Source organism: Pseudomonas sp. GW822-FHT05A08 (assembly GCF_058800485.1).
The window spans coordinates 114,811-127,414 of the sequence record NZ_CM179511.1 but is presented as its reverse complement, the minus strand read 5'-3'; the positions used below and the strand labels follow the sequence as shown (position 1 = coordinate 127,414).

Sequence of the window (12,604 nt, the reverse complement as noted above, 5' to 3'; positions counted from 1 at the left end):
CGGGTTTCCTTCACTGGGCGTTTTGAAAGCCTTCGAGAACGTTGACGGCGTTGATGCCGATCTCTTCCACGGCGTAGCCGCCTTCCATGACGAACAGCGTCGGCGTGCCCAGGGCGGCAATGCGTTGCCCCATGGCCAGGTAGTCCGGGCTGTCGAGCTTGAACTGCGAGATCGGGTCGTCCTTGAAGGTGTCCACGCCCAGCGATACGACCACTATGTCGGCGCCATAACGGCGGATTTCCTCGCAGGCCTGTTCCAGCGCCGCGCTCCAGCTGTCCCAGCCGCTGCCGGCGGGCAGCGGGTAGTTGAAGTTGAAGCCCTCGCCGGCACCTTCGCCGAGTTCGTCCGCGTACCCCAGGAAGAACGGGAATTCGGCTTCCGGGTGGCCGTGGATCGAGGTGAACAGCACGTCACTGCGTTCGTAGAAAATCGACTGGGTGCCGTTGCCGTGGTGGTAGTCGACGTCGAGGATCGCGACCTTCTTGTGGCCCTGGTCGAGGAAGGCCTGGGCGGCGATGGCCGCGTTGTTCAGGTAGCAGTAGCCGCCCATCAGGTCGCCGGCGGCATGGTGTCCCGGTGGCCGGCACAGGGCGAAGGCACTGCGCGCGCCGCGCTGGATCACCGCCTGGGCGGTCAGGGCGACTTGCGCGGCGCTGTAGGCCGCCTGCCAGGTGCCGGCGGTGATCGGCGCGCCACCGTCGAAGCTGTAGTAGCCAAGCTGGCCGTGCAGGCTGGTGGGGATCACGCTGCGCAGGGTGCGCGCCGGCCAGGTGTAGGGCAGCAGGTCGCCGTCGATGCCCTGGGCGGCCCAGCGGTCCCAGGCGCCCTTGAAGAAGTCCAGGTAGGCGCGGCTGTGGATGCGTTCGATGGGCCCCAGGCCGAAGTCCCTGGGCGCCTCGACCGGGCCCAGGTTGCGATACTTCACGCGGTCCAGCACGTGGTCGGCGCGCGACGGCATTTCGAAGCAGGGCATCAGTTGCCCGTCGATCAGTTCGCAGCGGCCGTGGTGCAGGTGGTGATCGTCCGAGTAGATCGTCAGCATTTCTTGTTCTCCGCAGGCTGGTTCGGTGCTCACAGTCTTGCGGCGCCGGGGCTTTTGGAGAACGGCAGGAGCGGCCAAAAGGGGATCGATATGGCCAAAACCTGTGTCCGCAATTCGCCCCTTGAAACAGCACGGCGCCCCATTGCGGGGCGCCAGCGGGGTCAGCTTGCGGGCGGCGCTTGATCGAAGCGCTGCAGCACCTGGAGCATGTCCTCGCGTTTTTTCCGGGTGAGGATACCCAGCAGCAGGGCGCGGCCGTTTTTCTCGCAGCGCTGGCCGGCGTTCGGATCGGCGCCTTTCTCCAGCAGCAGGGTGAACATGTCCAGGGTCTCCTGCTGGCTGACAGTGGGGGACTTGTCGTCGGCGGAGGTCTTGTCGGCGACGAACGTCAGCAGGCTCTGGCCGCCGGGTTGCTGGTTGGAGCAGGTGCCACGACCGTAGTTCAGGTTGAGATTGGCACCGGCTTCGATCAGCTGCCTCATGGCCGTGTAGTTGTTGCCCCAGAACGCCCGGTACAGTGCGGTTTCGTTGTCATCCACGGTGCGCAGTTCGAGGTTCTGCGGGTGTTGCAGCAGCCAGGTGAAGCCTTCGAGGTTGCGTGTCTGCTCGGCCAGTTGCATCAGCGGGGTGTAGCCCCGGCTGTTTTGCTCGTCGATGGCGACGCCGGCTTCCAGGAGGAATTTGAGACGCCCGCCCTGGTTCAGGTCGGGGCTGTCCTTGAGGTCGCGCTCCATGGCCTGCAGGGCCAGGGTGGTCCATTTGTACTGGCCGCTGGTATGGGCGTCGTGGGCCAGCAGCAGTCGGGCGATCTCCAGGTTTGGCGCATCCAGGGCGTGCAGCAGGGCGCTGCGCCCGTCGTCGGCCATGACTTCGCCACTGACGCCACCGGCCAGCAAGCGCCGGACCTCGGCCGCGTCGCCGGCATCCACGGCGGCCACCAGCGGCCAGAAGCCCTGGCACGCCTGCGGGTTGGCGGACTTCAGGCCCAGGCGCTCTAGCACCCGCGGCGGCACGCTCAACTGGCGTTGCAGGCGCAGGCCGCAATACAGCCGATAGCGCTCGATGGCGCGGCCCTGGTGGATGTTGTCCAGCGGCCGTTGTTCGAACTGGGCCCAGTCCAGGTCGGCCAGGTTGAGGTAGGTCGGCATGCGCCCGGGTTCCCGGCGCAACACCTCCAACAGCCAGGGGCGGGCGGTTTTCAGCTGGCCGGCCTCGCTGGTCCAGTAGGCGATGTCGTTGAGCAGGCCCGGGTATTCACTGCGGTCCTGGGCCATGGTGCGAAAGTCATGGGCGGCGAAGAAGTCTTCTACCTGGCGGATGCCCGGCCCCTTGTCCTTGGCTTTGCGCAGTTGCTCGTGGAGTTCGCGGAACCGCGCCCAGACGTCATCCGCCGTGGCCGCTGGCGCATAGGCATTGAAGGTGATCGGACCTGCGCCGCTGCTGAAGGGCCGGAACCACGCAGGAAAGCGCTGCAGGGCGTACAACCACTGTTGCTCGATCTCGGTGCCGATCGGTTGCAGCGGCGTGAAGTCCATCTGGGTCAGGTCGCGGCGGTGACTGACGGCCAGCATCGGCTGCTGCGGATAGCGCTGGTCGATCAGCAGATAACGCTGGCTGAGTTGCCAGTCCGGGCTGATGCAATTGAAGCTCAAGGGCGTCAGGCTCAGCCCGACTTCGAGCTGATTGCTCGGCGGCCAGTTGTCCGAGACCTGGATCGGGTCGTCCGGCGAGACGCAGGCCCGCAGTTCCTCGGGGCTGAATAGCGGCAAGGGCGGCGACTTGTAGATGCGCTGCTGGTACTGCGTGTCCTGGTAGGCGTTGAGATAAAACAGCCCGCGGTACTGGCTGAGCACGATCCGCGCCGGCAGCTGCTCAAGGCCTGGCAGGGGGAACGGCTTGATCTGCAGGGTGGCGGTTTCCGGCTCGTCCAGGACGATACCGCGGGAGACTTGCCACCATTTGATCTTGGCCAGGTCCAGGTCGAATGCCTGGACGGCGGGGGCGATGGCGAGCATCAGCAGCGCCAGGCCGCTCGCGCAAAAGCGGATGTGCCTGGCAACGATGCCTGTAAAGAAGTTCACGTTTGCAGTCCCTTGCCGGTATGAAAGGCCGGCAATGTAATGCAATCGGCGGTTTTATGCCGGGGTTTGTGTCAGGGCCGGAACTGGCTCGGGGCGACGCCGCTCCAGCGCACGAAGGCATGGCGGAAGCTCGCGGTTTCGCTGAAGCCCAGGGCTTCGGCGATGCGGTAGATCGGCAGGTCGTCCTCGCAGAGCATCTGCTTGGCCCGCTCGAAGCGCAGCTCGTCGAGCAGTTCCTGATAGCTGCACCCCAGGTCCTTGAGGTGCCGGCGCAGGGTGCGGGCCGAGCAGTTCATCTGTTCGGCCAGGCCTTCCAGTCCCGGCGCGGCGTCCAGTTGCGCCGCCAGCAGCTGGCGGATACGCCCCAGCCAGGCCTGGCGCCCGGTGAATTCGGTGTTCTGCTTGCGGCAGCGTTCGGCCATGGCCTGGTGGGTGATGGCGTCCGCCAGGGGCAGCGGCTGTTCGAGCCAGCGCCGGTCGAAGGCGAAGGCATTGCAGGTTGCATCGAATTGCAGCGGGCAGTCGAAGCGCTCGGCATAGCGGCGCTGGTAATCGGGGGCGGGGTAGTCGAAGCGGGCACCGCGCAAGGGCAGCGGATGGCCCAGCAGGTCGTCGCAGATGACCTTCATCGACACCAGGCAGAACTCGATATTGAAGGTCGCCAGCGCCGGGTTCTCGCGGTAATCCGCGGCGGTCAGCCAGATCAGCTCGCCATCCGCTTCCAGGCTCAGCTCGAAAAGTGTTCCCAACAGCGCCGGATAACGCAGCGCCAGGCGCAAAGCGTCACCTAAGGTGGCACTGGTGAGCAGGGCATAACCGAGCATGCCGTAGCTGGAGACGTGCATGCGCCGGCCCAGCTCCAGGCCGATATCCCGTTGCAGGGCCACGGCGTTGGCGCACACCAGCATTTCCTGGTTGGTGGTGATGCGGGTGTCGGCGCGGCTCAGGTCGGCGGCGTTGATGCCGCTGCCGGCCAGCAGCGCGTCACTGGGCAGCCCTTGGTCTTTGAAGGTGTTGAGCACCAGCGAGACGGCGTTGAGGGTGGTGAGGTGGGAATGCAGCATGTCCGTTTCCAGCCCGGGGGATGCTGAAAACGGAGCAATTTGTATGCCGCGCCTGCGACAAATTCCAACGATGACGTGGGGCGGCGGCTGGATCGCCGCGTTGCGGCTATCGCGAGCAAGCTCGCTCCTACAAGGGACTGTGGAGCTTGCTCGCGATGAAGGTGAACGATGACGTGCTGTCAGCTCAGCTCGCCGCACAGGTCCAGTTCCACCAGGCGCCGCACTTCGGCGCTGTCCAGGCCGGCGCCCAGCAGGGCGTTGAGCTTGCCGAAGGCCGCTTCGCGGGTCATGCCGCCGCCGGACAGTACGCCGACGCCGCGCAGGCGGCTGCCGGCCTCGTAGATGTCCAGTTCCACGCCGCCTTCATGGCATTGGGTGATGGCGACCACCACGATGCCCTGTTCCCGGGCGCGTTGCAGGCTGGCCAGGAACTGCGGGTTATCGCTCGGCCCGGTGCCGCTGCCGAAGCACTCCAGCACCAGCGCCTGGATGCCGCTGCCCAGCAGGGCGTCGAGCTGTTCGGCGGCGATCCCCGGCACCAGCGGCAATACGCCGACCCTGGCCAGTTGCTTGGCCTGGCGGTAATCCAGCTGCGCTGGAATCGAGGTCGCCTTGGCTGCGCCACCCTGGCGCTGCAACGCCGCGAACGGATGACGGCCGAAGCTGCGGATCTTCGCGCAGCGGGTCGGCGCCAGCAGTTCACCGTGGAAGTACAGGTGCACGCCCGGCGCCAGGCCCTGGCCGAGGGTGACCAGGGCGCCGCCGAGGTTTTCCCAGGCATCGCTGTCGGTCACCCCGGCCGGCAGCATCGAGCCGGTGAACACCACGCGGGCGGGCAGGCCCAGCAGCTGGAAGCTCATGGCCGCGGCGCTGTAGGCCAGGGTGTCGGTGCCGTGCAGGATCAACACGCTGTCGCAGCCTTGCACGTCGACCGCATCGACCACGGCTTCGCGCAGGCGCTGCCAGTAGGCGGGGGTCATGTTGGCGCTGTCGATCAGCGGCGCCATCTCGCGAAAGCGCCAGTCGGGCACCACCAGCTCGGGCTGGCTGTGCAGGTAGTCGCGCATCCGCGCCTCGAAACCCGAGGCCGGGGCCAGGCCGTGGGCGCTGGCCTGCATGCCGATGGTGCCGCCGGTGTAGAGCACCATGACGTTCTGCGCGGCAGGATAGGTGTTGGCATTCATTGGGGAGTCTCCGGAACGATGACAGCGTGCGGTCGAGCATGAAGCTGACCGCCGCTTGTGTCACGCCGGGCGCAAGACATGCGCCCGGTTTTTACCCGATCAGCGTTGCGCTGCGGGAATGCCTTGCGGCTGAACGTCGGCCTCGGCAGCAACCGACGGGCTGGTCGGCCAGGCCTTCAGGTCCAGGTCCAGATCGGTAAATTTGCTGGAGTCGAACACTGGCTGGCTGACGCCGGCGCGGCGCTGCTCGTCGTAGTCGCGCATCACGCGCAGGCCGACCTTGAACAGCATGGCCAGGGCCACCAGGTTGACGAAGGCCAGGCAGGTCATGGTGATGTCGGCGAAGGCGAACACGGTCGACAGGTCCTGCATCGAACCCCAGACCACCAGCGCCAGCACCAGGCCGCGGAAAGTCATCAGCGCAGTGCGGTTGCGGGTGAGGAACTGCAGGCTGTTCTCGCCCAGGTAGTAGTTGTAGAGGATGCAGGTGAAGACGAACAGCGACAGCGCGACGCTGACGAACATGCGGCCCCAGTCACCGACCACGGCGGCCAGCGAGTTCTGGGTCAGGACGATGCCGTCACCTTCGAAGCCCGGGGTGTAGAAGCCCGACAGCAGGATCAGCAGCGCGGTGCAGGTGCAGATCACGAAGGTGTCGAGGAACACGCTGAAAGCCTGGACCACGCCTTGGGCGCCCGGGTGCTTCACGGCGGCCACGGCGGCGACGTTCGGCGCACTGCCCAGGCCCGCTTCGTTGGCGAATACGCCACGCTTCACGCCCATGACGATGGCGCTGCCGAGCAAGCCGCCGAAGGCCGGGTCGAGACCGAAGGCGCTCTTGAAGATGGTTTCCAGCATGGCTGGGACCTGTTCGATCTGGGTGCCGATCACGTACAGGGTCACGCCGATATAGGCCAGAGTCTTGATCGGTACCAGCAGGTCGGACACCGAGGCGATGCGCTTGATACCGCCGATGAAGGTGATGGCCAGCAGCACGGCCAGGACGATACCGGTGTGTTGTGGGTCGAAGGCAAAGGCGTTCTGCAGCGAGTGGGTCACGGTGTAGGACTGCAGGCCGATGAAGGCGAAGCCGTAGGTGACCAGCAGCAGGATCGAGAACACCACCGCCATGCCTTTGAGCTTCAGGCCGTGCTGGATGTAGTAAGCCGGACCTCCACGGTACAGGCCGTCGCCATCGGCGCGCTTGTAGACCTGGGCCAGGGTACATTCGAAGAAGCTGCTGGACATGCCGACCAGTGCGGTCACCCACATCCAGAACACCGCACCCGGACCACCGAGGGTCACGGCGATGCCGACACCGGCGATGTTGCCTGCACCGACACGGCCGGCAAGGCTGAGCATCAGGGCCTGGAACGAGCTGAGTTGCCCGGCGCTGCCTTTGAGGCTGTCGCGGAACACCGCGAACATGTGGAAGAAATGGCGCAATTGAACGAAACGCGAGCGGATCGTGAAGTAGCTACCGAGCCCGACAATGAGCACGATCAGTACTTTCCCTGAGAGGAAGTCGTTGATGACTTCGAGCATGGAGTATTCCTCGCTGTTTTTTGTAAAGGCAGAAGCTGGGCGGTCCGAAACATCGAGTTACACACCGTCGCGCGGGCAGCACGACAGGTGGGGCGAGTGTTCGTCCCGGTTCCAATTCGCGGGTTGTTATTAGTTCGGGTTTCCCATGGGGTTGAGCCTCGTTACCGACGGCTGTCCATGTGAAGAGGGGGCGCACTATACCGGTGCGCGCGCCCGCCGTCTGCATGTAGCGCGTCGAGCCGAGGAACGGCAGGCGGGGAAAGGGGCTGAATCGGTTCTTGCGCAAGCGCCTCGGCACGCTTTATCGCCTCCGTAGGAGCGAAGCTGGCTCGCGATGAACGTCAACGAAAATGCGGTGTGGCTGGCAGAGCGCCGCTTTGCGGCTATCGCGAGCGATCGAGCGTCGACCGGCCGCTCCTACAGAAGATTCCCGTCGCAGACGATACCGGCGACAGCTTTGCGTTTTCGTAGGAGCGAGCCGGTCGACGATCGATTGCCCGCGATGGGGGGCGGCGCGGCCCGGCAGGCCTCAGAAGTAGTAGCCGATATTGACGTTGGTCCGGTAGTACCACTGGTTGCTGCCCACCGAGCTGGTGCTGGTGAAGCCGCTGCCGTTCTCCGCGCCGCCGTAGGGGTTGGCGTTCCGGGCCCAGGTCAGGTCGACCCAGGCCATGATCGGCATGGCCAGGAACTGCGCGCCCACGGTGTACATCTGCGAGTCGTCCCAACCGCTCCGGTCTTTCATCATCCGGCTGTAGTCGTTGTACAGCTTGATCTTCTTCAATTGCCCGAGCTTGGGCGTGTAGATGTCGTAGCCGACGTTGAACGAGGCGATGGTGGCCTTGGAGGCGATCAGGTACGCCGGGGTCAGGCCGTTGCCGCCCATCAGCACCGAATCCTGGCTGACGCCGGTCGGGTTCTGGGGATCGAACTCGTAGCGGATGCCCTGGGTGGTGACGGTCCACGGCCCCTTGCTGATGACCGCGTGCACGCCCGCGGCCCAGTAGTCGCCATCGTCCCTGGTGGTGGCGTTGTAGAGCTGGGCGGTGGCCAGCGAGGCGCCGATCTCGGTCTTCCAGCCATCGCTGTTGAAGGTCCGCGCCACGCGGGCGTTGAATTGGTTGCGCTTCTCGTTGTCCTGGCGCGACTGGGTGAAGGCAATGGCGTTGTTATCGAGGTCGGCGTAACGCCCGACTTCCGGCGAGTAGCGAATATCCGTGGGCAACATGCGCGGGAAGTAGCCGAGCTGCACGTCCCAGTCCTGATCCTTGTAGGTGTATTTGAGGCCCGAGCCTGCGCTCACGCCGTAGCCCATGAAAAACGGGATGTGATAACTCCAGCCGAACTGCGGATAGGGCTCCAGGCCGAAGGGCTTGAACGGCGCCCCCAGTTGCAGGTTGGCGTTGGCGTTGAGCCGGTAGCCGACGAAGCCGCGGTCGATGGAGCGCTTGCCGTCGTCCTGGAACCAGTAGCCGATATCGCTGTAGAGGTTCTTGTAGGTGGCTTGCACATCCAGGCGGAAGGTGTCGAACAGGAACCGGCCGTTATTCTCGGTGGTGTCCCAATGTTCGTCGCGGTAATTGGTGCGCAGCGCGCCGCCGATATCCAGGCTGCTGTCGCCGTCGTCACTGCGCCAGGAAATATGCGGAAAAGGCTTGTTGGCGGCGTTGGCCCGCACGGGGGCGGAAGGAATGGGTTCGACGGCGAAACTTGCGCAACTGACTACCATCAATCCTGCACATAAGACATGACGTTTCATTTTTGACCTCACCTTTAATGCTCGGCGCTACTTGACGATCGGCAACACTTACCCGCTTGCCTGATAAGGCAACTGTGGCGGGAGTGGGTCTTGCCGGATTAAGTGCTGGTTATTGTTGTTTTATCGGTGGAACGCCGTTTGGCCCGTGGATTTACAGGGGGTAGAGCAGGAACTGTGCCAGGCATCCTGCATCTTGGATGTTTATGAAAAGGTTATTGAAAACAATTGTTTATATGGGAAACACAGGCTTCTGTGCAGCCTGTGAAACAGCGGGGAAAGTGGGTAACAAAGTTGCGCGTTATGGGTGCGTCTTTATTGCACGCTGTTAAATAAGCGGGCAGGAAGTTTGTTTTACTGGTGAACAATCAGATGCCTGTCGGTTACAGCGAAAGTTCATTTTTCGCCATAAACCGCGAGCCTAAAAAAGGCCGACATCACTGCCTGTAGCCGCTGCCGAGCCCGCGAGGCGGCGAACGGCACCGCAGGGGCCGCCATCCGGGCGCTGCGGTGTATCAATGGAAGCGCGGTTGGCAGGTTTTGCGGCTGCTGCGCAACCGATCGCAGCCTCGCGGGCTCGGCAGCGGCTACAACAGCGGTTTTGCAGCTTCTCAGCGGTTGTGGCGGCCATTGTGTGGGAGCGTCGGCGGGCTACATGCCTGGATTCCTGTAGCCGCTGCCGAGCTCCGCGAGGCGGCGAATGGCACCGCAGGGGCCGCCATCCGGACGCCGGGGTGCATCAATGGAAGTGCGGTTGGCAGGTTTTGCGGCTGCTGCGCAACCGATCGCAGCCTCGCCGGGCTCGGCAGCGGCTACAGCGGCCGTTTTGCAGTCTTTCAGCGGGTTTGGCGGTACGTAACGGTCGTACAGCCTTTGCCTGGCAACGATTACGTAGCAATTACGTAACCGTTACGTAGCAATTACATAGCGTGCTAGAGGTCCAGCACCAGGCGCCGGCTCTTGCAGCCGGAAACGCAGACCATCATCGATCGGTTGGCCGCCCGTTCGGCCTTGGTCAGCACGCCGTCGCGGTGGTCGATCTCGCCTTCCACCACCCGCGTTTCACAGGAGCCGCAAACCCCTTCGCGACAGCTGTGGTCGATGTCGCAGCCGGCTTCGAGCAGCACATCCAGCAGGCTCAGGCCGGGCTCCACGGACAGGGTCTTGCCGGACTTTTTCAGCTCGACGCTGTAACTGCTCTGGGCGTCTGCGCTGGGTGGCAACTCGGCGGCGGCGAAGCGCTCGATGTGGGCATGGGGATAACCCAGGCGTTCGCAGGTGGCTTCGAAGGCATCGAGCATCGGCGTCGGGCCGCAGCAGTAGAAGTGCGTGTCCGCCGGTTGGCCGGCGAGGTAGGCGGCGAGGTCCGGCGGCGCGCCTTTCTCGTCGTTGAAGTGGTAGATCACCCGGGCCTTGAGCCCGCTCAGCTCTTCCACCAGCGCGGCCTCCTGGCGCGAGCGCGCGCAGTAGATCAGCTCGGCGGATTTTCCCAGGGCCAGCAGTTGGCGGAACATGCAGTAGATCGGCGTGATGCCGATGCCGCCGGCCACCAGCACGCTGTGGCTGGCGCTTGGCTCCAGTTCGAAGTTGTTGCGCGGCGCGGCGATCGACAGGTGCATGCCGACCCGCAGCTGGCTGTGCACGTATTCCGAGCCGCCGCGGCTGTTGCGGTCGCGCAGGATGCCGACCACGTAACGGCCCTGGTCGCTGGGCGAGTTGAGCAGCGAGTAACTGCGCACCAGGCCGTTGGCCAGGTGCAGGTCGATGTGCGAGCCGGCGTCGAACGGCGGGAACACCGTATCGCCCAGGGGCCGCAGCTCGACGCTGATGATGCCTTCGGCTTCGTAGCGCAGGGTGTGGACGCGGGCGGTGAGGAGGGAGGGTTTAGACATCGTTCACCTCTATGACGGTACGCAGGTCGACATCGAGCCGGGCGTCGGCCTCGATCTCGACCCGTAATTCGGGAAACACCAACGCACTGACCGCCACCAGGGTGGAGGTCGGGAACAGCGCCTGCCCGGCAAAGAAATCGCGCCGGGCGCGGCCCACCTGCTCCTTGTCGGCGATGTCGGTGAGGTACACCGTCAGCCGGCAGATATTGCCGATGTGGCCGCCGGCGGCTTCCACCAATGCCTGGATCTTGCCCAGCACCAGCAGGGTCTGGGCGTAGCCATCCAGCGCCGCGCCGGCTTGCGCGGCCTCGCGGCTGGCGGGGTGCGCGGTCATGCCGGACAGCAGCACCTCGTGGCCGATCACCAGGGCATTGGACCAACTGGCGCCGGCCGGCTCGGCCACGGCTGCGCTGCGCACCTGGTGCACGGCCCGGTTCATGGCAGCTGCTTCGCTTCGATCAGTTCGAGCTGGGCCTTGGCGGCGTTCTTCAGGTAGCGCCGCAGCCGCACCACGCCCAGGTCGTGCTGGTAGAGGTTTTCGCGCTGGTTGGCGTCCGGCTCCATGAACTCCAGCAGCACCCGGTCCTGCTCCAGCACCGCCCAGTGCCGCGCTTCCAGGCGGTTCTTGTAGAGGAAGCGCCAGGTGTCGCGCTGCCAGCCGGTCAGCGGACGGCAGCGCCAGTGGAACACCGCCGCCAGCGAGCGGCTGCTCGGGGTGTAGCTGCCGATGATGGTGAAGTTGCCGCCCGGGCCGCCGGTTTTCGGGTAGGGAATTTCCAGGCGCAGCCAGTGGCAGCCGTTGTCCATGAACTCGGTCCAGTCGAAGTTCACCCCGCGCTGGCCTTCCTTCTCGAAGAAGAAGCCGTTGTCGGTATCGCGGGTGACGAACTTGGCGGTGGCTTCGCCTTCGCTCATCGAGTGCGACATCTTGTGCAGGTAGGTGCCGTGCATCGGGTCCATGACGTTGTCGAGCACGTAGCGGTAGTCGCCTTTCCACTCGGTGTAGCAGACGAAGCTGCTCCACTCGGGGGACCTCAGCTGCTCCGGCAGCACCAGTTCCGGCGGGGTTTCCAAGTGCGGGTCGGTGGCGTTGAACAGGAAGATCGCGCCGGCGGCTTCGCGGGTGTGGAACATCCGCGTCGGCCGGCTGCCTTCGAGCTTGCAGCCGGGGCTGCCGGGCACCTTGGTCACGGTGCCGTCGCAGCGCACTTCGACGCCGTGGTAAGGGCATTGCAGGCGATCACCCAGCACCGGCCCCTGGGACAGCGGCGCGCCGCGATGCGGGCAATGGTCTTCCAGGGCATGGACGCTGCCATCGTTGTCGCGCCACAGGGCGATCTTGTAGCCCAGGCGGCGCACCGATACCGGCTTCTCGCCCAGCAGGTCCGAGGGCAATACCGGGAACCAGAGGTCCTTGAGGCCATTGGCCAGGTGATTTTCAACAGGGTCGACGGTCAGTTGCGTATTCATCTTGTTATTCCTTCTGCCGGGTCATTCGCCCAGCCGGGCCATCAGGGTTTTATAGGCATCCTCGGTCCACTCGCCGCTGGTCAGCGGGCAGGGCGGCCCGGCCAGGTTGAGGTGGGCGAGCAGCGCCGGCAGCTCGCTCACGCCATTGCCGAAAGCGCGCTCGATGGAATCGCCCAGCAGCTCTTCGAACTGGGTGTTGGGCCGCTTGCGCGCCTGATGGGGTTCGAGGAATCGTTCGTGGGTGTTCATGTCATTGACCTCCGTTGCGTACCCGTTCGCGGATCGTTTCGCGCACCGGGATAAAGTCGTATGTCGGGAAAACCTCAGTGCCGAACACGCCCCAAGCCGAGCGTTCGAGCTCGACGTTGAGGGTCGGCAGCAGGCTCGGCGGCAAGCGCAGGGTGACGATCTGGCCCAGGCCCATGGCCACGGTCCACGACACCAGCTCGACGCCTTGCGGGGGGAAGCGCTCCCACCAGTCCTGCTGCTTCATGTGGCGCTGGATGTCTTCCAGGTTCTTCGATTGGTCGTGCTTGAGCAGCACGGTCACCAGCAATGTCTCGCTCATGT

At 64.7% G+C, this 12,604-nt stretch carries 11 protein-coding genes; all 11 read right to left on the bottom strand.

Annotation, left to right across the window (positions count from 1 at the left end):
- Positions 1-10 precede the first annotated feature (10 nt).
- A complete protein-coding gene (locus AC3RCP_RS00605) occupies positions 11-1,042 on the bottom strand; it encodes a histone deacetylase family protein (protein ID WP_053263141.1) in 1,032 nt (343 codons plus the stop codon).
- 161 nt (positions 1,043-1,203) lie between these two features.
- Entirely contained in the window at positions 1,204-3,123 is a 1,920-nt protein-coding gene (locus AC3RCP_RS00600; protein WP_492570546.1) for an ankyrin repeat domain-containing protein, read from the bottom strand.
- A 71-nt stretch (positions 3,124-3,194) separates the two neighbouring features.
- Positions 3,195-4,187: an AraC family transcriptional regulator gene (locus AC3RCP_RS00595; RefSeq protein ID WP_101336309.1), complete on the bottom strand. Its 993-nt coding sequence runs from the start codon at positions 4,185-4,187 to the stop codon at positions 3,195-3,197.
- Positions 4,188-4,366: 179 nt separating this feature from the next.
- Complete coding sequence (locus AC3RCP_RS00590; RefSeq protein ID WP_492570547.1) at positions 4,367-5,371, bottom strand: asparaginase; 1,005 nt, start codon at positions 5,369-5,371, stop codon at positions 4,367-4,369.
- A gap of 99 nt (positions 5,372-5,470) precedes the next feature.
- Entirely contained in the window at positions 5,471-6,916 is a 1,446-nt protein-coding gene (locus AC3RCP_RS00585) for an alanine/glycine:cation symporter family protein (RefSeq protein ID WP_101336307.1), read from the bottom strand.
- Between the two features lie 529 nt (positions 6,917-7,445).
- Positions 7,446-8,675: a hypothetical protein gene (locus tag AC3RCP_RS00580; RefSeq protein ID WP_101336306.1), complete on the bottom strand. Its 1,230-nt coding sequence runs from the start codon at positions 8,673-8,675 to the stop codon at positions 7,446-7,448.
- Positions 8,676-9,604: 929 nt separating this feature from the next.
- Entirely contained in the window at positions 9,605-10,564 is a 960-nt protein-coding gene (locus tag AC3RCP_RS00575; protein WP_085532761.1) for a PDR/VanB family oxidoreductase, read from the bottom strand.
- On the bottom strand, positions 10,557-11,003 hold the full coding sequence (locus AC3RCP_RS00570) for a Rid family hydrolase (RefSeq protein ID WP_492570548.1): 447 nt from the start codon (positions 11,001-11,003) through the stop codon (positions 10,557-10,559). Before AC3RCP_RS00570 ends, AC3RCP_RS00575 begins: the two co-directional genes overlap by 8 nt.
- On the bottom strand, positions 11,000-12,034 hold the full coding sequence (locus tag AC3RCP_RS00565) for a Rieske 2Fe-2S domain-containing protein (protein ID WP_101336304.1): 1,035 nt from the start codon (positions 12,032-12,034) through the stop codon (positions 11,000-11,002). Before AC3RCP_RS00565 ends, AC3RCP_RS00570 begins: the two co-directional genes overlap by 4 nt.
- Positions 12,035-12,055: 21 nt before the next feature.
- On the bottom strand, positions 12,056-12,283 hold the full coding sequence (locus AC3RCP_RS00560; RefSeq protein ID WP_007928486.1) for a recombinase-like helix-turn-helix domain-containing protein: 228 nt from the start codon (positions 12,281-12,283) through the stop codon (positions 12,056-12,058).
- 1 nt (position 12,284) lies between these two features.
- A complete protein-coding gene (locus AC3RCP_RS00555) occupies positions 12,285-12,602 on the bottom strand; it encodes a hypothetical protein (RefSeq protein ID WP_007928488.1) in 318 nt (105 codons plus the stop codon).
- Positions 12,603-12,604: the final 2 nt, after the last annotated feature.